The sequence below is a fragment of the Paraburkholderia sp. WS6 genome (assembly GCF_030464835.1).
In the GTDB taxonomy this organism is placed as follows: domain Bacteria; phylum Pseudomonadota; class Gammaproteobacteria; order Burkholderiales; family Burkholderiaceae; genus Paraburkholderia; species Paraburkholderia madseniana.
Map to the genome: position 1 here is coordinate 36,738 of NZ_JALQCK010000003.1, position 20,221 is coordinate 56,958.

The following is a 20,221-nucleotide window of genomic DNA, read 5'->3' on the forward strand; positions in this document are numbered from 1 at the left end:
CTGTGAGTACGGTGTGTTTCACACCACCGTGCCCACCGGCCAGCTCATTTCGAAGCGTGCTCCGCCTAGCGTCAAGGGATCAGTCACGGCGATCCGGCCATGGTGGGCGCGCAGCACCTGCTGCGTAATCGCGAGACCCAACCCGTAGCCGCCAGTCTGACGATCGAGCCGCACGAAGGCATTGAAAATGCGTTCGCGTTGGTCGGGCGGCACGCCTGTGCCATCGTCTTCCACGTAGATTTCCACATTGCCATGTTTGACGCTCAATCCGACCATGATCCGCGAGTGTGCGTATTTACCGGCGTTGCGCAGCAAGTTTCGCATTGCGTAGGACATGAGGCGCTTGTCCATCACCACGCGTAGCGATGCGTCGACGTCTGCTTGCGGGACGAGTTGCTTGTCCGCGTAAAGCAGCGTGGCGTCGGTGACCTGGCTGTCGAACCATGCCGTGAGCAGCGTGGATTCCAGGTTCGATTGCAGGGAACTGTATTCGAGGCGCGCGTAGGTCAGGCTCATGTCGATGAGTTCGTCGAGCTCGGTGACGTCCTGGTCGATGCTCGCCAATGCGCTGTTGTATTCGGCCGCGGACGCGGGTTCGCGGAGGTTTTCCAGCGCGAAGCGCACGCGCGCCAAGGGTGTGCGCAATTCATGGGAGATGCCGTTGGTGAGTTCGCGCTGCGCGGCGATCAGGCGTTCCATGCGTTCGGCCAGGGCGTTTAGTGTGCGGGCCAGTGGGCCGATTATGACGCTGTGTGATTCGCGGGCGCGGGTGTTGAAGCGGCCGCCTGTGAAGTCTATTGCGCGTTCGCGGACCATTACCAGGTCTAGCCAGACTGGGCGCATCCAGCGGTAGGCGGTGACTGCTGGTAGCAGTAGGGTTGCCAATGCGATTGGGATTGATGCTTTTGCTGTTGTTAGGGTTTGCCAGATTGATGGTGAGGTTTTTAGTGTCAGGGCTAGGGTTGCTATCGACGCTGCTAGTACTAGCACTGTCAGTGTCAGGAGGCGCGTGTAGACACGCAGGTATAGCCTCGACCAGCTCGGGATTCTGTCCGCCCTTGTGTCCGTCCACGAGCGGCGGAAACGGTGCCAGCGCCATTTTCCATAACGGTAAGGGGTTAGTTTTTTTTGCTCCGCTGGGCGTGGCATTTTTTTCTCTTCGATTTCTTTAATGCGGTTGTGGTCTATTAGTGTTGCCCCTGTGCGGGGCGGCACTTACTTTCTTTGCCGCCGCAAAGAAAGATAAGCAAAGAAAGCGGCTCAAACCACTCCTGCTAAGTGGGCACCGTAGCTTACGCAGGGTAGTGGTGCATCTGGAATCTGGGTTCGTGCACCTGCATACGCCAGTGACAAGGGCGTCATACTTCCGGCGGCGCTGCGCGCGCCGAAGAGTATTTCTTGAAACCAAGCGGCAGTTTAGCTCGGTTCCTTCGGTGCGGCACCGTGGTTTGCTTTGCGCTGGGCTGCGTTTGTTTGCTTGCTCTTCCGCTCGTCCCTTACGCCCTCTGTACGAATGCCAGGGTTTGCTCCGCTACTGTGTCTCGTTCGTTGTCCAGTGTGATCATGTGGTAGCTGTCGGTCAAGCGTACGAAGGTCACGGCGCGGCTTCCCAAGTGTTCGCACACGAATTCCGCGGAGCGGATGCTCGTCACTTCGTCTTCCTCGGAATGCATGACCAGGGTCTCGCATGTCACGCGGCTCAGGGCTCGCTTCACCGCGAAGCGCATCCAGTCCACCTGCTCGATCGCCGCCAACGGCACGTACGGATAGTGGACGCCACTGCCCTTCTGCAGGTGGCGGCGGATCAGGTTGCGTATGCGCGCGTTCTTGATGCCGAACGGCTCGCCCTCCGGGACGCGAATCAATCGGCGCAGGCCCGGCACGCAATACATCAGGTAGCGCAATGGACGCAGGCGTGAACCGCCCCAGCCGTCGAGGAATAACGGCGGCGAGAGCAGAATCAGGCGCCCTGTCGTCATGCGCTCGCGCGCACTCAACATCAATGCAAGCAAGGCCCCCATCGAAATGCCCGCCACGTCGACTCGCTCATAACGTTTGACCAGTTCGCGGTAGGTGCGGCTCAGCAACTGCATGTAGTCGCTCAACGTCACGCGGCTCAACGCGTCAGGGTTCGAACCGTGGCCCGGCAGCGACGGCAAATGTACGTCGCAACCGATCTGCTCGAACTTGCGGTCGAGCGCGCCGAAATCATCCCCGTCTCGCATGACTGTCGATTTGCTGCCGCGTTTGTGGAGTTTTGTCGGCCGATATTTCGACGTATTACTCAACTGAAACTCAATGCCGACTCAGCCGAATTGCAACCGCAACTCAACCGCGACTGCAACCGCCGCATGCGTCTTCAATCCCACGCCAGCTTGCTGAACTGATAGCCCTTGCCGCGTATCGTCTTGATGCGCTGCGGGGTGCCGGCGTCGTCATGCAGCTTGCGGCGCAGCTTGGAAATGCCGCCGTCGATCGTGCGGTCGAGGCCGTCGAATTCGATGCCGCGCAGTTGCCGCATCAGCTCGTCGCGGCTCACCACCTCGCCCGCGCAACTCACCAAAGCCCACAGTAAATCGAATTCGGCCGATGTCAGATCGGGCAGACTGCCGTCCGGCAGCTTGACCGTGCGGCTGGCCCGGCTGATCTCGAACTTGCCGAAGGTATAGCTCTCCGGTCGGCCAGTCTCCGGCGTGCGTGCGCTCACGCGGCGCAGTTGCGCCTTGATGCGCGCGAGCAGCACGCGTGGTTCGACAGGCTTATGCACGTAGTCGTCCGCACCGAATTCGAGGCCCAGCACTTCGTCGAACTGCTCATCGCGCGCGGTCACCATGATGATCACGCCGTCGAATTGCTCGCGCGCCTCGCGGCAAATCTGGAACCCGTCCTTGCCGGGAAGGTTCACGTCGAGAATCACCAGGTCCGGGCGGCGCTTGAGAATTGCCGGCACGGCGTCGTTGCCGTGCAGCACGGTCTCGACTTCGTATTCGTGTTTGCGCAGATAACCAGCGACCAGCGCGGACAGGCGGTCATCGTCTTCGACAAGCAGGATCCGGAATGGCATGGACAAATCGTTCAGGGCTAACTCATTTAATAGCGGCGGGCAACGGTACGGCGCGCTGCACGGCCAGCAAGCGATGGCGCCGCTCTACATACGCATCCGCACGGCGCGGACCCGGTCGGCAACGAGGCGGCTCGACGCACAGCATAGCGGATGCGCCGCACATCATGCGACACACACGACAAAACTCGACAAACACTCAAGCAATTCGACACGGAAGCGCGATCCCCCCAACTAGCATCGCCTCGTTGAAATAGCCAAGGGATGTGCCATGACGACCGTTTCCAACCAGGGGGCTCGGGCCCGCTCGCCGTGGTTCGCGAGAGCCACTGCGTCCTTTGCGGTCATTCAGCAAGCCGCTCATGCACTCTATCCCGGCACCAGCGTGTTTCATCGCTGGCGCCGCCTGCGCTTATGGCTGCGCTCGCTGATGTCGTGGCGTTCGACGCAAGTATGGCTCAAAGGCTGCGCCATCTCACCCTTGCAAGATCTGGTGCGACGCCATCCCACCGCGCTCGAACGCATGCATCGGCCGTTCCTCCATACCCGCTTCAGTCCGCGCGAACGCCTCACGGCGAGCCTCGATCATCATGCGCTGACCCAGCAGCGCGTGCCGCAACTCGCCGCGCGCATCACCGCAGCCGGCTCGGCGCCGATCGCATCGTTCGAGGTAGGCGCCGAGCGCTGGCACGTGTCGCTCGAGTCGATCGAACAGTTTCAGAAGGAAGGCGACTGGACCTTGTGCATCCGCGATGCGCGGGACCGGCGCATTGTCTCCTGCACCTTCAGCCTCGCCTATCTCGGCGGCAAAGTGCGGCGGCCACGTCTTTGCATCGGCTCCGTCCAAGGTCCGGACACGTCGGTCAACGGCCGCGAGCTCTTTCGCGCGCTCACCAAACGGTGGTATGGACTGCGGCCGAAAGTGCTGGTGATTTATCTCGCGCAATGTGTCGCCGCGGCGCTCGATGCAGGCGGCACCTTCATCGTCTCGAAGCAGGCGCACATCTATGCGAACTGGCGCTATTGCCTGAGAAAGCGTCGCGTGGCTGCAGACTATGATCGGCTGTCGATCGAGTGCGGAGCGCTCGCGCGCTGGAATGGCTGGTTCGTTCTCGCGCCGCCGGCGCGCTATCTGGCCGAACGCCAGGGCGACAACACCGGCTGCGCAACCCGTCGCAAGCGTTACGCATTGCGAAACGCACTCGCCGCGCAGATTCGCCTCAGCGTCGCAGCAAGCAAAGCGAGCCGCCCCTGCGTGCCTCGTGTTGTCGTTTGAATCCATTGCGATTTTTTTATTGACAAGACATGCGGCAAAACGGCACACTCATTCGCATGTTGACGCACACCTCCATCGCAGTCGCGATTAAAAACCCAACAATGCATGCCATCATCGGCAGGCGTTTGGGAGCATGTGCGCGTTAGCAGTCTGAATCTGCAAACAAGACCCAAAGGCCCCGCCGGTAACGGAAGGGGCCTTTTGTTTTATAGGTGCCTCCGTCCGCCGGCTCGATGACGGAGAGCAAGATGGATCAGGCAAGCCCGCAGTGCATGGATGACGACTCAAGTCTGTCTGCATATCAACCGGACGAGCGTCTGCCGAAGGTAGTCGTGCATTTTTCCGTAGTGCAAGGCACAACGCTGACGTGGCGTGTCGATGCCGACAGCACGCTCAGTGTTCAAGGCGCGCGCCTATGGCTCACGCGCGTCAACTCGCCTTACGATCATTGGCTCGAACCGGGCAACGAGTTCCGGCTGCAGCGCGGCGAACGCGTGTGGCTCAGCACGGATAGCGAACGCAGCGCGCGCGTGTCGTTGAGTTGCGCGCTGCCTGCCAGACGCGGTTTCGTCAGGCGATGGCTGGGGCGGCTCGCATGGTTGGGCCTGGGGGCACCGGCGACTCGATAGCGTGCCCCCTCGCAACTCGATGGTCGACTTTCGTACCGTACAAAAGCAAACACCCCTGCGATGAGGGGTGTTTGCCGATCAGCCATACCGGCTGCGAGGAGCCAGTCATGCCGTGTTGCGCGGCTGCTTGATACTGCTTGAACGCGTGCCGCTTACTGGCATGACATTGACTGTGCCGCCTATTGCGGCGTCACCTGCACGGCCGCTGCCGAAACGAATACCGCGTGAACCGTATCGCCAACCTTGACGCCCTTCAGATCGACGTCCGGTCCGACTTCGAGCGTTTGCGTCTGATACGCGCCGCGCAGCGTGACGAGGCGCTTCTTGTGATCGATCTTCTGCACGGTGGCGAGCACCTCGATCTGGCGCGCGGATGCAAAGCCGCCCGAGGCCGGGGCATACACTTGCGTATCGACGCGCTCACGAATGCCCTTGTCCGGGCCGGTGACCTTATCGGCCTTCACCAGCAACGCATTCTTGTACAGCACGTCCACCCGATCGCCGACCTTCAGTTGATCGAAGCCCGCGACTTCCTGGCTCACCAGCACGACCACCGCGTTGCCGCCCGGCCCTTTAAGCGTGAGCGTGCGGCTGCCCTGATCGATACCGACGATCTGCGCCTTCACATGCACCGGTTGCACCGCGCTGACAATGCCTTGCGCGGCACTGGCCATCGCATCTTGCGCGGCACTGGCCATCGCATCTTGCGCCCACGCCGGTTGTGCCGCGGCGAAAGCCGCTACCATCAACGCTGCTCCAATCGTCGCTGCCTTCATTTACTCTCTCCTCGAGAAATTGTTCGATCTGGCGTTACGGCGATCTGAAACCGCAGGATGCCGATTAACGCCACGAATGCATACAGCTTCAGGGTGACAATGACTAAATGGGTACGGCGCAACGATTGTACATGCCTTACAAGATGCTACGACTGTTTATATTGTGATTTTCAAATCAGTGAACGGCATGTTGCGAAATGCCGCAGTGTGGCGTCGCAGCGGCGTCTAGCGTGTTGACAGCACTGCTTTACCTGCCAGACCTATCTATATAGGGCGACAATACATACTATGCATAAAGCATTAAACGCATACTGCATGACAGCCCGATGGTTTCATTATTCTTTTATCGACGACATTCGCCGCAACGCAATATAAAGTCGCATTAACACCGATTAAACATCAATTCAATAGCCGGTGAATCAACGCGCTGCGCAAAATAAAACAGCCCCGTCGCCTGAGCGAAGGGGCCGTTCATGATGCGGCTACAGGAGTCGCCATACGCGAAGCGTCGACACTCAAGATGCCTCAGCGCTTCCCTGCACACGCGCTAAACCATCACACACGTTCGATCGCGATCGCGATGCCTTGACCGACACCGATACACATCGTGCACAGCGCAAAACGGCCTTGCGTGCGGTGCAACTGATACATCGCGGTGGTCACCAGACGCGCGCCGCTCATGCCGAGCGGGTGGCCGAGCGCGATCGCCCCGCCGTTCGGATTCACGCGCCCGTCGTCGTCCGCGACGCCGAGCGTGCGCAGCACAGCAATACCTTGCGAGGCGAATGCTTCGTTCAGTTCGATCACGTCGAACTGGTCGATGGTCATGTTCAGACGCGCCAGCAACTTCTGCGTGGCCGGCGCCGGGCCGATGCCCATCACGCGCGGCGCGGCGCCTGCCGTTGCGATACCCAGCACGCGTGCACGCGGCGTGAGGCCAAAGCGCTTCGCGGTCTCTTCATTCGCGAGCAGCAACGCCGCTGCGCCGTCGTTCACGCCCGACGCGTTGCCTGCCGTGACCGTGCCGTCCGGGCGCACCACGCCCTTCAGTTTGGCAAGCGTTTCAAGGCTGGTTTCGCGCGGATGTTCGTCTTGCAACACCGTGATCGGATCGCCCTTCTTCTGCGCGATAGTCACGCCGACGATTTCCTGCGCGAGCGTGCCGTCGCGTTGTGCACGTGCCGCTTTCTGCTGACTGCGCAGCGCAAACGCGTCCTGATCGGCACGGCTGATCTTGTAGTCGGTCGCGACGTTTTCGCCAGTCTCGGGCATCGAATCGACGCCGTACATCTGCTTCATTAACGGGTTCACGAAACGCCAGCCGATCGTCGTGTCGAAGATATCGGCCTGGCGCGAAAACGCGCTGGTGGCCTTGCCCATCACGAACGGCGCACGGCTCATGCTTTCGACGCCGCCGGCCAGCATCAACGCAGCCTCGCCCGACTTGATCGCGCGTGCGGCAATGCCGACCGCGTCCATGCCCGAGCCGCACAGGCGGTTCACCGTGGAGCCCGGCACACCTTGCGGCAAACCGGCCAGCAACAGCGACATGCGCGCGACGTTGCGGTTGTCTTCACCGGCCTGGTTCGCGCAGCCATAGATGACGTCGTCGATCGCGTTCCAGTCGACGTCCTTGTTGCGCTCCATCAGCGCTTTGAGCGGCACCGCGCCCAGATCGTCGGCGCGAACCGACGACAGCGAACCCGCATAGCGGCCGATGGGGGTGCGAATCGCGTCGCACAGGAATGCTTCGGTCATGTGATGTCTCCAGTTGATGTGCTGCATGCGCTGCGCCGCTAGCGGATATCGGTTCGTGACGCCGGCCGCTTGCGCGTGACGCGCGCTGGATACCGTGCGATATAGGCCCGGTTGACGCAACGGGAACGGTCACATGGCAGCCGTCGCGACAGATCAGCTTAGCGCAGGATGGTGAACGATGGGCTCAGGACTGCGGCCATTTGTTCTATATACGAACACAAGGTCATATATCGAACAACTAGACTCGATAATAGGCGTGTGCCTGAAACCATGTCAAGCAAAGCCGGCCTCGGACCAGGGAATATCTGCAGGCCGGTGGCGTTTAGCCATGACCAGTCAAAAGGTCTGAAGATTGACGCGCTCGTGCCGGCAAGCGTGTTCTTACGCCTGTCGGCACGAGCCTTTGGGTCGTTCTGCTGTCCGGTCCGGGATGCCGTTGAAATACCCGCCCCAGCACGCGCGTTATCAGCGGATCTGAATACCCTCGTCGGCGATATAGCCTCGAATCACATCGGCGAAGCTGTGGTCGCTGGTCAACCCGAGCCGTTCGGCACGCGAGGGATCCCACTGCCCCGGCCAACTGCCGACGATCCTCTCAACCCGCGCATCCGGCTGCCACACGATCCGCATCGCGGTCTCTTCCCCCGCGACTTCGCGCAGCGCCGCCACCATTTCGTCGACGCTCACCGAAATCCCCGGCAGATTCAGCACGCGCTGGTTGCCGAGCGCAGCGGCATCGATTTCGAGTCCGGCGATCAGGCTTTCGATGGCCTTGCGCGGCGACAGCAGCCACAAACGCGTCGTGCCCGCTACCGGGCATACCGCCGCTTCGCCGTTCAGCGGCTCGCGAATGATGCCGCTCGCGAACGACGAGGCCGCCGCATTCGGCTTGCCCGGGCGCACGCTAATCGTGGGCAGGCGCAACACCCGGCCGTCGACGAAACCTCGCCGCGTGTAGTCGTTGAGCAACAATTCCGCGATCGCCTTCTGCGCGCCGTACGACGATTGCGGATTCAGCGCGGTGTCGTCCTGCACGACTTCGGGCAGATCGCCGCCATACACGGCCACTGAACTCGTGAACACCACACGCGGTGCATGCCCGCGTTGCCGGCACGTTTCCAGCAGCAGGCGCGATGCGTCCAGATTGATGCGCATGCCGAGATCGAAATCCGCCTCGGCCTGCCCGCTCACGATCGCGGCAAGATGGAAGATGGCCGACGTCTTGTCGTCGATCACGCGCTCGAGCACGCTGCGCTCGGCGATATCGCCCACTTCCGTGCGTACACGCGTGTCGCCGAAATCGCTTCCGTGCACCACGTCGAGCAGCACCAGCTCGGTAATCGCTTGCGGCTTGCCGTGTTCATCCTTCACTGAACCGCGCGTCAACAGTTCACGCGCGAGACGCTGGCCGAGAAAACCTGCACCGCCGGTAATCAGTACTTTCATGATGTGCTTTGTCCTTGCTTTATCGCTTGCTAGCGCGCGGCATTCAGATACGGCTTCAGCCAATCAAGCCCAGCCGATGTGCCGGCCCGCGGCCGGTACTCGCAACCGATGTAGCCGTCGTAGCCCAGCGTGTCGATCAGATCGAACAGATAGGGATAATTCAGTTCGCCGATATTGGGCTCATGGCGTTCCGGCACGCCGGCGACCTGAATGTGACCAATGCCGGCCATATCGCGTTTCAGCTTCACCGCAAGGTCGCCCTCGACGATCTGGCAGTGATAACAATCGAACTGCACCTTGAGATTCGGTGCGCCCACTTCCGCGCAAATCGCTTGCGCGTCATCCTGGCGATTCAGAAAGAAGCCCGGCATATCGCGCGTATTGATCGGCTCGATCACGACGGTGATGCCGTCCTCTTGCGCGGCCTTGGCGGCATAGGCGAGATTCTTCAGATACACCCCGCGATGCTTTGCCCGCGGCTGATCCGCGCCGATCAAACCGGCCATCACATGCAGTTTGCGATTGCCGAGCACGCGCGTGTAATCGAGCGCGGTTTCGATGCTGCGACGAAATTCGTCTTCGCGCCCCGGCAGCGAAGCGATGCCGCGTTCGCCCGCGGCCCAGTCGCCGGGCGGCGCATTGAAGAGCGCCTGAGTCAGGCCGTTCGCTTCGAGCCGCGCCTTGATTTCTCCGGCACGGAAATCGTAGGGAAACAGAAACTCCACCGCGGTGAAACCGTCTTTTGCCGCAGCGGCGAAACGATCGAGGAAAGCGTGCTCGTTGTACATCATGGTCAGGTTGGCAGCAAAGCGAGGCATGGCAGCAACTCCTTTAAAACGGTTTCGTTCAGCGTGCGCAAGCAGCAATGAATGCATGCTCCGGGCACAAGATCTCGCGATGGCGTGTGCGTCTACCAGCGCGCGCCGAATACGGTTCGCAGTTCCTCGAGCGCCGCATCGTCGAGCGGCACGGGTCGCGGGTTCGTCATCAGCCACAGGCGAGCGGTCTCTTCGAGCTCCTCAAGCGCATACGACGCCTGCGCCACCGAGCGCTCCCACACCACCGGGCCGAGGCGCTCGAGCAAAACCGCACGAACGGTGCCGGCGAGTGCGGCGATCTGCTCGGCCACTTGCGGGTCGCCGGGGCGCCTATAACGAATCAGGGGGACGTGACCCACTTTCATCACGAAGTACGGCGTGATCGGCGGCAGAACATCGTCGTCGTGCCATACGCCGGCGAGCGTCAACGCCACCAGATGCGTCGAATGCGTGTGGACGATGCCGCGTGCTTCGCCGTTGCGTGCATAGATGCCCCGATGCAGCGCCAGTGTTTTCGACGGCTTGCCGCCGGACACCGCATTGCCGGCGAAATCGACCTTGGCGATATCGGCGGGATCGAGCCGGCCGAGACAGGCGTCGGTCGGCGTGATCAGCCAGCCGTCGTCGAGGCGCGCGCTGATGTTGCCCGCGCTGCCCACCGTATAGCCGCGTTGATAGAGACTTGCACCGGTCACGCAGATTTCTTCGCGCACGCGTGCTTCGTTCGTCGTGTGGAGTGCGGGTGTGCCGGTCATTGCACGCCTCCATCGAGGTGACGCAGGGCCTTTTCGAAAAAGTCGGTCGTGCCGAAGTTGCCGGATTTCAATGCGAGTGCGAGCGGGTCGGCGTCCGTCGTCGCGGTGGCAGGCACGCCGGGATCGATCTGCGCACCGATCCGCAACGTGTGCACGTCAAGTGCCTGCACTACGGCGCCCGAGGTTTCACCGCCCGCCACCACGAACTTGCGCACTCCGCGTTCGCGCAAACCGCGTGCGATCGACGCCAGCGTGGATTCGACCAGGTGTCCCGCTTCGTTGACGCCGAGCTCGCATTGCACCGCTTTGACTTCGTCGGGCGTGGCGGTGGCATAGATCAACACAGGCTCGGCTTTATCCAGGTACGGCTGCGCAAAGGCCAGCGCCTGCTCGACCACCGGCTCGCCGCGCGCCACCGCCAGCGGATCGATGCGGAACGCGGGCCGTGTTTCGCGCCAGGCCGCCACTTGCGCATTGGTCGCTTTCGAAGCGCTGCCGGCCAGCACCGCCGACCATCCTTCGACACGCGGCAATTGCGCGGCATCGTTGTCTTCCGCAAGCAAACCGGCGCGACGGAAATTGGCGGGCAGGCCTAGCGCCACGCCGGAGCCGCCCGTGATCAGCGTGAGGTCGGCACATGCCTCGCCGAGCACGTAAAGATCCGCGTCCGATACCGCATCGGCAATCGCTATTCGCACGCCGTCGCCGCATAGTGCATCGAGGGAATCACGTACTGTCGACACGCCTTTTGCCACCGTGTCGTAACGCACGAGGCCGACTTTCGATCCGGTCTGCCGCTGCAGCACGCGCACGAGGTTCGCATCGCGCATCGGCGTCAGCGGATGATTTTCCATGCCCGATTCGTTCAGCAAGGTATCGCCGACGAACAGATAGCCGCGATAGATCGTGCGGCCGTTCTCGGGAAACGCCGGGCAGGCAATCGTGAAAGCCGTTGCGCCCACCTCAGCGGACAAGGCGTCGAGCAAGGCGTCCGTGACCGGACCGATGTTTCCGGCGTCGGTCGAATCGAACGTCGAACAGTATTTGAAAAAGAACTGGCGACATCCTTGCGCGCGCAACCAGTCGAGCGCGGCGAGCGATTGTGCGACCGCGTCGGCGGCGGGGATGGTGCGCGATTTCAGCGCGACGACCAGCGCATCGGCTTCTACGGCATCGTTCGACGCGGGCACGCCGATGGTCTGCACCGTGCGCATGCCGCCGCGCACCAGCATGTTGGCGAGGTCAGTGGCGCCGGTGAAATCGTCGGCGATACAGCCGAGCAGCGCGCGTCTGGACGGAGTAGTCATGGCAGGCTCCGCGCTTACTTCGCCGCCGGCAAGTCAATGCCGGGGAAAATCTTGATCACCGCGGAATCGTCCTCGCCGCCATGCCCCGCCGTCGACGCCATCATGAACATTTGATGCGCCGCCGCCGACAACGGCAACGGGAATTTCGAGTGGCGCGCGGTATCGAGCACCAGACCGAGATCCTTCACGAAGATATCGACCGCCGAGAGCGGCGTGTAATCGCCGCTCAGAATATGCGGCACGCGGTTCTCGAACATCCACGAATTGCCGGCGCTATGCGTGATGACCTCGTACAGCGCGTCGGGATCGACGCCTTCGCGCAAGCCGAGCGCCATCGCCTCGGCGGCCACGGCGATATGCACGCCGGCCAGCAACTGATTGATGATCTTCACCTTCGAACCCGCGCCGTGCGCCGAGCCGAGCCGATAGACCTTGCCCGCCATCGCGGCCAGCACGTCCTCGCACGCGGCATAGGCGGTGTCCGGACCGGACGTCATCATCGTCATTTCGCCGGACGCCGCGCGTGCCGCGCCACCGGATACCGGCGCGTCGAGCATCTGCAAACCGGCCGCTTCGATGCGCTTGCCGAGTTCGACCGCGAAGTCCGGTGCGACGGTTGCGCTTGCAATCACCACGCTGCCGGGTGTCATCGCGGCGACCGCGCCTTGCGCGCCGAATAGCACCGCTTCGGTTTGGGCGGCATTCACGACCAGCGTGACGACCACCTCGCATTGCGCGCCGAGTTCGGCAGGCGACGCACAGCCGACGCCGCCTGCCGCCACGAACGCTTGCAGGATCTCGCTGCGCAGATCGCACGCGTGGACCTGAAAGCCCGCGCGCAGCAGCGAGCGCGCGACGCCCATGCCCATCGCCCCGAGACCGATAACGCCGACATTTCTGGACATGCCTGACCTCTATATTGGTTAGCTGCGAGCGCCCGATGAAACCCAACCCGGCAACCCGCCTCGACTTGGTTCAGCTCAACAAATGCCCGCGTCCGCGAGCCGCCGTGCCGCATTGTTCATATGCGTGCTCGCCGCATTGCGCGCCGCCATCGAATCGCCGGCCCGGATCGCCGCGACGATGGCCGCATGCTCTTCACGCACCTGACGTGAGAAGTCATCGCGCAGCGCTTCGTTGCGACGGGTGACCAGGGTGCCGGCCTCGAGGTACTGATTCAGGAAGGTGAGCGTCTTGAGGAAATACGGATTGCCGGTGGCCGCGGCGATTGCGCGATGGAAAGCGACATCTTCGGCGACGCCGTTCTCGCCTTCGGCCACCGCTTCGTCGATCTTCGAGAGGGCGGCGTCGATCGACACCATGTCTGCGTCGCTGCGGCACATGGCCGCCTCCGAAGCAACTTCAGCCTCGATCGCACGCCGCAACGCGAGGATTTGCAGCACCGAGCCCGTTTCGACCGCTTCCGCATAGTCGATGCGCAGCGGCCGGATCGCGCCATGAGTGGCGATAAATACACCGCTGCCCTGGCGCGGCTCGACCACGCCTTCGTTCTTCAGCCGCGAAATCGCCTCACGGATCACCGTGCGGCTCACGCCGAACTGCTGCGCCAGCACCGCCTCGGTCGGCAGCTTGCCGACGCGCGCGAAGGTGCCTTTGTCGATCTGCTTGAGCAACTGCTGCGCGACCGTATCGCTCAGCGCCCGGGCAGGAATCTTGTCGAACATGAGGGCCCCGATGAATCAGGTTGTCGGGTCATCATACAAATTTGAGGCTCGGGCGGCATCGATGCAAACCCTGAGTTTTCCGAGCGCGGTCGCGCGACGTCTACGGCGCACGCGTCGTAACGCCGATCGAACATCAGCCGGCGGTGGCGTGCCTATCCTTCATTGGCGGCTGCACCGAATCGAATACCTGCCCATGGTCGTAGATAAACAGGAACACGCACCCCGTTTCGCTCCTGAACCCGTGATCGACGGTTCCCGCGCTGGCAATGCCAACCCATCCTGCTGACAGGATCTCGCCGTTCTGAACAGCCTGCCCCTCGAGCATGTAAATGAATTCCGGCCCCGTATGGTAATGGTCCGGAAAGGTCACGCCCGGAGCGAACTTCACTAACTGAATGGCACGGCCGTCCGCGGTGCCGAGATTTTTGACCTCAACACCAGGAGCGACGGCCGATCGCTGCCATGGGACCGCTTCGCTGTCGCGGCGGCTAAAGGAGGGAAATGAGGCGATCTCTTTCATCTGGATGTCCCGGCGACGTTAATCCCCAAGCCTGAAAGCCCGTCAAGCGCCCTGACTACGTGATCTCGTGCGCAAGCGCTGAGATCGACCATGCTAGGCTAAGCGTAGAAATGTCCCGCATGGTATAAATTCCGGCGTCAGGAAAAGAAACATCGAAAGTTCAAGTTGCCTGAATATCCGCGTCCGCTCCGTCGTTTAGGTTAAACGCAAGCGATATAAGGTGGATCGATGATCGACGTTATCCAGCGTATTGTCCGGCAGCGGCGCCTGTGGGTCGCGTTATGCGGCTGCACCGCAGCCGCCGGCTGCATGGTCGGTCCCGATTACCGTACTCCCCCCGCGCCCGCTACCGACACCTACACCGCCTCGCCATTGCCCGAGCAGACGGCCTCTTCTCCAGGGGCCGCCGGCTTGCCGCAGCGCTTTGTGCCGGGACAGGACATTCCCGCCGCCTGGTGGGCGCTCTTTCATTGCGAACCGCTCGACGCGCTGATCCGTCAGGCCTTCGTCAACAGTCCAAACATCACCGCGGCGCAAGCCGCATTGCGGCAGGCACGCGAAAACTTCTCGGCGCAAGCCGGCGGCACGCTTTTGCCCAGCGTCGACGCGCAACTTGGCGCCACGCGCGAAAAACTGAACGGCATCGCGTTCGGCCAACCCGGCGTGGTCGATGAGTTCAATCTGTACAACGCGTCGGTGAACGTGTCGTACAAACTCGACGTGTTCGGCGGCTCGCGGCGCGAACTCGAAGCGCTGCACGCGCAAATCGATTACCAGCGTTTCCAGTTGCAGGCCGCCTATCTTGCGATGTCCGCCAACATCGTGACCGCGGCCGTCAAGGAAGCGTCACTGCGCGCACAGATCGAGGCAACCGAGCGGATCGCCGCGGAGGAAGACGAGCAACTGGGCGTACTCGGCAAGCAGTTCGAACTGGGCGGCGTGGGCCGCACGGCGGTGCTCGCGCAGCAAACCCTCCTCGCGCAGACCCGCGCCACGCTGCCGCCGCTGCAACAACAGCTCGACCAGACGCGTCACCAGCTCGCCGTGCTGGCCGGCAAATTGCCCAGCGACGCCACATTGCCTGAATTCAGGCTCGAGATGTTTTCGTTACCCGAGGCGCTGCCTGTGAGCCTGCCGTCGGCACTGGTGCAGCAGCGGCCCGACATTCTCGCCGCCGACGCCGTGCTCCATCAGGCCAGCGCGCAAATCGGCGTGGCGACAGCGGCGATGTATCCGCAGATCACGCTGTCCGCCAGCTACGGCGCCGAGGCCCTGACGCCGGCCCAGGTGTTCAAGGCCGGCAGCACGATCTGGAGCCTGGGCGCCGGCCTGCTGCAACCGGTCTTCCACGGCGGGCAACTGAGCGCGCAGAAGCGCGCGGCCGAGGCGGCGTACGAGCAGGCCGACGCGCAATATCGTGAAACGGTGCTGCTGGCGTTCCAGAACGTCGCGGATTCGCTGCGCGCGCTCGATCACGACGCGACCGGCCTGAAAGCACAGACGGACGCCTGGCGCTCCGCCAGTGACTCGCTGGAACTCACGCGCGGGCAGTATCGCGTCGGCGGCGTGAGCTACCTGGCGCTTCTCGATGCCCAACGCCAGTACCAGCAAACGGTGGTCAGCCTCGCGCAAGCACAGGCCTCCCGCTACGCCGACACCGCAGCCCTCTTCCAGGCGCTCGGTGGCGGCTGGTGGAACGCCGCCGCGCCGACCGCCGCTGCGACGACGCAATGACTGACGCATTGACATAGCCAGACAGAAGGCTCGCCGTACCGCTCTTTGCAACACGCGCTGTCAGATACGAAGGCATGCAAAGTCCGGCGCTTCGCCCAATGCCGTGCAAGGACATCACGATGACCGAAAGAAAACCGATGACGAAGCGGATGGTGATCATGCTGATCTGTGTCGGCCTGCTGCTGGCCGCACTCGTCGGCTTCAACCAGTTCCGCTCGTACATGTTCGCCAAGTTCATGGCGGGCAACGCGGCGCCGCCCGCCACCGTTTCGGCGGTCGTGGCCGGCTATCAGTCGTGGCAACCGCAGTTGGCGGCGGTCGGCAGCCTGCGCGCCGTGCGCGGCGTCGACGTCACCACCGAAGTCGCGGGCCTCGTGCGCGAGGTGGCGTTCAGTTCAGGGCAGGAAGCGAAGGCCGGGCAAGTCCTCGTCAGACTCAATGCCGACAGCGATGTGGCGCTGCTCCAGTCGCTCCAGGCAGCAGCGGAACTCGCACAGACGGTCTACACGCGCGACAAGGCGCAGTACGACATCAAGGCCATCGCCAAGGCGCAGCTCGATGCGGACGCCGCCGACCTGAAAGGCAAGAAGGCGCAAGTCGCAGGACAAGCCGCGCTCGTCGAAAAGAAAACCATCCGCGCACCGTTTGCGGGGCGCCTCGGGATCACCACGATCAATCCGGGCCAATACATCAATCCTGGCGATGCGATCGTCACGCTGCAGGCGATCGATCCGATCTACGCCGATTTCTACCTGCCGCAACAGCAGCTCGGCCAGCTCGCGATCGGCCAGACCATCGTGGTCGACACCAACGCGTTTAGCGGGCAAACGTTCGTGGGCAAGATCCAGTCGCTCAGCCCGAAAGTCGACAGCACCACGCGCAACGTGCAGATCGAAGCGAGCGTGGACAATCACGAGCGCAAGCTGCTGCCGGGCATGTATGCGAACGTGAAGATCGACGCGGGCGCCGGACAGCGCTACCTGACACTGCCGCAAACGGCCATCACCTACAACCCGTATGGCGCGACCGTGTTCGTCGTCAAGCCGGGCACACAAGCCAATGCGCAGGGCAAGACGCTGCCCGTCGCGCAACAGGTGTTCGTCACGCCAGGGCCGACGCGCGGCGATCAGGTCGCGATCCTCAAAGGTGTCGCCGCCGGCACGCAGGTCGTGACGAGCGGGCAACTCAAGCTCAAGAACGGCACGCCGCTCGTCATCAACAACAGCGTGCAGCCCTCGGACAGTCCAAACCCGACGCCGCAGGAACAATAGAGAGACCGCGCGATGACATTCACCGATCTCTTTATCCGGCGGCCCGTGCTGGCATCGGTCGTCAGCCTGCTGATTCTCGTGCTCGGACTGCGTTCGCTGGCCACCCTGAAAGTCAGCCAGTATCCGCAAACCGAAAACGCCGTCGTGACGATCAGCACGGCCTACTATGGCGCGAACGCCGACACCATCGCCGGCTTTATCACGCAGCCGCTCGAGGCGGCAATCGCTCAGGCGCAAGGCATCGACTACATGTCGTCGACGAGCAGCACCGGCGTGTCGACCATTACCGCGACACTGCGCCTGAACTATGACGCGAACCGCGCGCTGACCGAGATCAACACGCAGATCGGCTCGGTGCGCAACCAGTTGCCGCCGCAAGCGCAGCAGCCGGTGCTGACGGTACAAACCGGGCAGACCACCGACGCGATGTACATGGGTTTCTACAGCGACGTGCTGCCGAGCAACAACGTCACGGATTATCTGCTGCGCGTCATCAAGCCCAAGCTCGATTCGATCGAAGGCGTGCAGACGGCTGAAATCCTCGGCGGACGGCAGTTCGCGTTACGCGCGTGGCTTGATTCCACACGGCTCGCTGCGCACGGCGTAACGGCAAGCGACGTCTTCACGGCGCTTGGCAACAACAACTACCTCGCGACACTCGGCACGACGAAGGGGCAAATGGTCAGCGTCGACCTGAACGCGGGCACGGACCTGCATACCGTCAACGACTTCAAGCAACTCGTCATCAAGCAGAAAAACGGCGCGATCGTGCGCCTCGAAGACGTCGCGAACGTCGTGCTCGGCGCCGACAGCTACGATTTCAACGTCGCGTTCAGCGGCAAGCGTTCGGTGTTCATCGGCATCAAGGTGGCGCCGGACGCCAACATCCTCGATGTCGCCAAACGCGTGAAGGCCGTGTTTCCCGGGCTGCAGAAGCAGTTTCCGACCGGCATGACCGGTGAGATCGTTTATGACGCCACCGATTTCGTCAACACGGCGATCGTCGAGGTGATCAAGACGCTGGTCGAGGCGCTGCTGATCGTCACGGCGGTGATTTTCCTGTTCCTCGGCAGCTTCCGCGCGGTCATCGTGCCGCTGATCGCGATGCCGTTGTCGCTCATCGGCACGTTCTTCGTGATGCAGTTGCTCGGCTATTCGATCAATCTGCTGACACTGCTCGCGCTCGTGCTCGCGATCGGGCTCGTCGTGGACGACGCGATCATCGTCGTCGAAAACGTCGATCGCCACATGAAGGAGGAAGGCAAGGCGCCTTTCGACGCCGCGCTCATCGCCGCGCGCGAACTCGGCGGACCGATCCTCGCGATGACTGTCGTGCTGATCGCCGTCTATGTGCCGATCGGTTTTCAGGGTGGCCTGACGGGCGCCCTCTTCACCGAGTTCGCCTTCTCGCTCGCCGGCGCGGTGACGGTCTCCGGTGTAATCGCGCTGACGTTGTCGCCGATGATGTGCTCGCGCTTCTTCCGTGCGGACCAGGAGTCCGGGCGCTTCGCGCGTTTCGTCGACCGCCAGTTCGAACGCGTCCATCGTGGCTATAGCCGCCTGTTGCACGCGACGCTCGACACCTGGCCCGTGTTCACCGTGATGGGCGCGCTGCTGCTCTGCGGCACGGTCTATCTGTTCATGACGTCAAAAGCGGAGCTGGCGCCGCAGGAGGATCAGGGGATCGTCCTGTCGCAGATCCAGGGACCGCCGAACGCGACCATTCAGCAGATGCAGATGTACGCGGACCAGGTGTTCGATATCTCCAAGGCGCTGCCCGAATACGCGCAGATGTTCCAACTCACGGGCGCGCCGACACTCAACCAGGGGATCGGCGGTGTGCTGTTCAAGACATGGGACCAGCGCAGCAAGGGCGCGACCGCCTTGCAGCAGGAATTGCAGCAGAAATGGAATCAGATTTCAGGTGCGCGCGTCGCGGCATTCCAGTTTCCGCCGCTACCAGGCTCGCAGGGCTTGCCGGTGCAGTTCGTCATCAGCACGACCGAGCCGTTCGAGAACCTCAACGAAGTTTCACAGGCAGTCCTGCAAAAAGCCCGCGAGAGCGGGATGTTTTTCTTCGTCGACAGCGATCTCAAGCTCGACAAGCCGGAAGCCACGCTCGTGGTCGACCGCGACAAGGTCGCCTCCCTCGGGCTCTCGCAGAGCGACGTCGGGCAAGCGCTCGGTTCGGCGCTAGGGGGCGGCTATGTCAACTACTTCTCGATCGCCGGGCGCTCGTACAAGGTAATTCCGCAGGTCCTGCAGACCGATCGTCTGAATCCTTCGCAGGTGCTCGATTACTACCTGCGCACGCCGGACGGCAGCGTCATGCCGGCTTCGACGATTGCACATCTCGAACACAACGTCGTGCCGGAATCGATCAACCACTTCCAGCAACTCAACTCCGCGACGATCTCAGGCGTGATCGTACCGGGCGTGTCGCAAGGCGAGGTGCTCGATTTTCTGCGCAAGACAACCACCCAGGTTGCACCAGCAGGTTATGCAGCGGACTACTCGGGCCAGTCGCGGCAGTTCGTGCAGGAATCGGGCGGCTTCGTCATCACGCTGCTGCTCGCCACGATCATCGTGTTCCTTGCGCTGGCGGCGCAATTCGAAAGTTTCCGTGACCCGATCGTGATCCTGGTTTCGGTGCCGATGGCGCTGTTCGGTGCGCTCATCTTCATCAACATCGGCTTGACGACGCTGAACATCTACACGCAGGTCGGGCTCGTCACGCTGATGGGGCTCGTCAGCAAACACGGCATCCTGATCGTCCAGTTTGCCAACGAGCTGCAACACGCCGGCAAGTCGAAGCGCGAAGCGCTGGAAGAAGCGGCGGCCGTGCGGCTACGCCCGATTCTGATGACCACCGCGGCGATGGTGCTCGGCGTCGTGCCGCTCGTGTTCGCCTCGGGAGCGGGTGCCGCGGGCCGCAATGCGATGGGGCTCGTGATCTTCACGGGGCTGTCGATCGGCACCCTTTTTACATTGTTCGTGGTGCCTGCGATGTATATGTTCCTCGCCGCCGATCATCATCGGGACGCTGCCGCGCAGGAGGCGAGTTAGCGTTTAACCCGCCTTCCAAGCCTACGAATTATTTATAATCAATGGCTTAGCCACTAGGCGCAAGGCAGATTTCACTCGCGGCGACCTAGGGGCAAAAGCGGGCAAAGTTGGCGAAACAG

The 20,221-nt window shown here is 62.4% G+C and carries 17 protein-coding genes; 5 read left to right on the forward strand and 12 right to left on the reverse strand.

The features are described from left to right. Window positions 1-18: 18 nt before the first annotated feature. From M0D64_RS04560 to M0D64_RS04570, 3 genes are all read right to left on the reverse strand, one after another. Window positions 19-1,149 (reverse strand): ATP-binding protein, encoded by a 1,131-nt coding sequence (locus tag M0D64_RS04560; protein WP_266256995.1) that lies wholly within the window; start codon window positions 1,147-1,149, stop codon window positions 19-21. Between the two features lie 347 nt (window positions 1,150-1,496). Beyond that, window positions 1,497-2,225 carry a carboxylesterase gene (locus M0D64_RS04565; RefSeq protein WP_266256804.1) on the reverse strand — a complete coding sequence of 243 codons (729 nt, stop codon included), beginning with the start codon at window positions 2,223-2,225 and terminating at the stop codon, window positions 1,497-1,499. A 134-nt stretch (window positions 2,226-2,359) separates the two neighbouring features. Beyond that, complete coding sequence (locus M0D64_RS04570; RefSeq protein ID WP_154564641.1) at window positions 2,360-3,064, reverse strand: response regulator; 705 nt, start codon at window positions 3,062-3,064, stop codon at window positions 2,360-2,362. A gap of 268 nt (window positions 3,065-3,332) precedes the next feature. Here M0D64_RS04570 and M0D64_RS04575 point away from each other — a divergent pair, with 268 nt between their 5' ends. Together M0D64_RS04575 and M0D64_RS04580 are read left to right on the forward strand one after the other, a co-directional pair. Continuing rightward, the gene (locus M0D64_RS04575) at window positions 3,333-4,337 is read left to right on the forward strand and encodes a DUF535 family protein (RefSeq protein WP_266256805.1); all 1,005 of its coding nucleotides are present in this window, start codon (window positions 3,333-3,335) and stop codon (window positions 4,335-4,337) included. Between the two features lie 248 nt (window positions 4,338-4,585). Beyond that, window positions 4,586-4,966 (forward strand): DUF2917 domain-containing protein, encoded by a 381-nt coding sequence (locus M0D64_RS04580; protein ID WP_266256807.1) that lies wholly within the window; start codon window positions 4,586-4,588, stop codon window positions 4,964-4,966. A gap of 179 nt (window positions 4,967-5,145) precedes the next feature. Here M0D64_RS04580 and M0D64_RS04585 read toward each other — a convergent pair whose 3' ends face one another. The 9 genes from M0D64_RS04585 to M0D64_RS04625 form a co-directional block, all read right to left on the reverse strand. Next, window positions 5,146-5,742, reverse strand: a complete 597-nt coding sequence (locus tag M0D64_RS04585) for a hypothetical protein (RefSeq protein ID WP_266256808.1) — start codon at window positions 5,740-5,742, stop codon at window positions 5,146-5,148. A 555-nt stretch (window positions 5,743-6,297) separates the two neighbouring features. After that, on the reverse strand, window positions 6,298-7,500 hold the full coding sequence (pcaF, locus tag M0D64_RS04590; protein WP_266256809.1) for a 3-oxoadipyl-CoA thiolase: 1,203 nt from the start codon (window positions 7,498-7,500) through the stop codon (window positions 6,298-6,300). Between the two features lie 465 nt (window positions 7,501-7,965). Then, window positions 7,966-8,946, reverse strand: a complete 981-nt coding sequence (denD, locus tag M0D64_RS04595) for a D-erythronate dehydrogenase (RefSeq protein ID WP_266256810.1) — start codon at window positions 8,944-8,946, stop codon at window positions 7,966-7,968. Window positions 8,947-8,975: 29 nt separating this feature from the next. Next, a complete protein-coding gene (gene otnI, locus M0D64_RS04600) occupies window positions 8,976-9,764 on the reverse strand; it encodes a 2-oxo-tetronate isomerase (RefSeq protein WP_266256811.1) in 789 nt (262 codons plus the stop codon). Between the two features lie 92 nt (window positions 9,765-9,856). Further along, complete coding sequence (locus M0D64_RS04605) at window positions 9,857-10,519, reverse strand: aldolase (RefSeq protein WP_266256812.1); 663 nt, start codon at window positions 10,517-10,519, stop codon at window positions 9,857-9,859. Continuing rightward, complete coding sequence (gene otnK, locus M0D64_RS04610; RefSeq protein ID WP_266256813.1) at window positions 10,516-11,826, reverse strand: 3-oxo-tetronate kinase; 1,311 nt, start codon at window positions 11,824-11,826, stop codon at window positions 10,516-10,518. The genes M0D64_RS04605 and otnK overlap by 4 nt, the downstream gene beginning before the upstream one ends. A gap of 14 nt (window positions 11,827-11,840) precedes the next feature. After that, a complete protein-coding gene (gene ltnD / locus M0D64_RS04615) occupies window positions 11,841-12,731 on the reverse strand; it encodes an L-threonate dehydrogenase (protein WP_266256814.1) in 891 nt (296 codons plus the stop codon). 75 nt (window positions 12,732-12,806) lie between these two features. Beyond that, window positions 12,807-13,511: a FadR/GntR family transcriptional regulator gene (locus M0D64_RS04620; RefSeq protein WP_266256815.1), complete on the reverse strand. Its 705-nt coding sequence runs from the start codon at window positions 13,509-13,511 to the stop codon at window positions 12,807-12,809. Between the two features lie 133 nt (window positions 13,512-13,644). Continuing rightward, complete coding sequence (locus M0D64_RS04625; protein ID WP_266256816.1) at window positions 13,645-14,031, reverse strand: cupin domain-containing protein; 387 nt, start codon at window positions 14,029-14,031, stop codon at window positions 13,645-13,647. Between the two features lie 228 nt (window positions 14,032-14,259). Here M0D64_RS04625 and M0D64_RS04630 point away from each other — a divergent pair, with 228 nt between their 5' ends. The 3 genes from M0D64_RS04630 (at window position 14,260) to M0D64_RS04640 (ending at window position 20,102) form a co-directional block, all read left to right on the forward strand. Further along, on the forward strand, window positions 14,260-15,765 hold the full coding sequence (locus M0D64_RS04630; protein WP_266256817.1) for an efflux transporter outer membrane subunit: 1,506 nt from the start codon (window positions 14,260-14,262) through the stop codon (window positions 15,763-15,765). Window positions 15,766-15,884: 119 nt separating this feature from the next. After that, complete coding sequence (locus M0D64_RS04635) at window positions 15,885-17,036, forward strand: efflux RND transporter periplasmic adaptor subunit (protein ID WP_266256818.1); 1,152 nt, start codon at window positions 15,885-15,887, stop codon at window positions 17,034-17,036. Window positions 17,037-17,048: 12 nt separating this feature from the next. Next, window positions 17,049-20,102: an efflux RND transporter permease subunit gene (locus M0D64_RS04640; protein WP_266256819.1), complete on the forward strand. Its 3,054-nt coding sequence runs from the start codon at window positions 17,049-17,051 to the stop codon at window positions 20,100-20,102. Window positions 20,103-20,221: the final 119 nt, after the last annotated feature.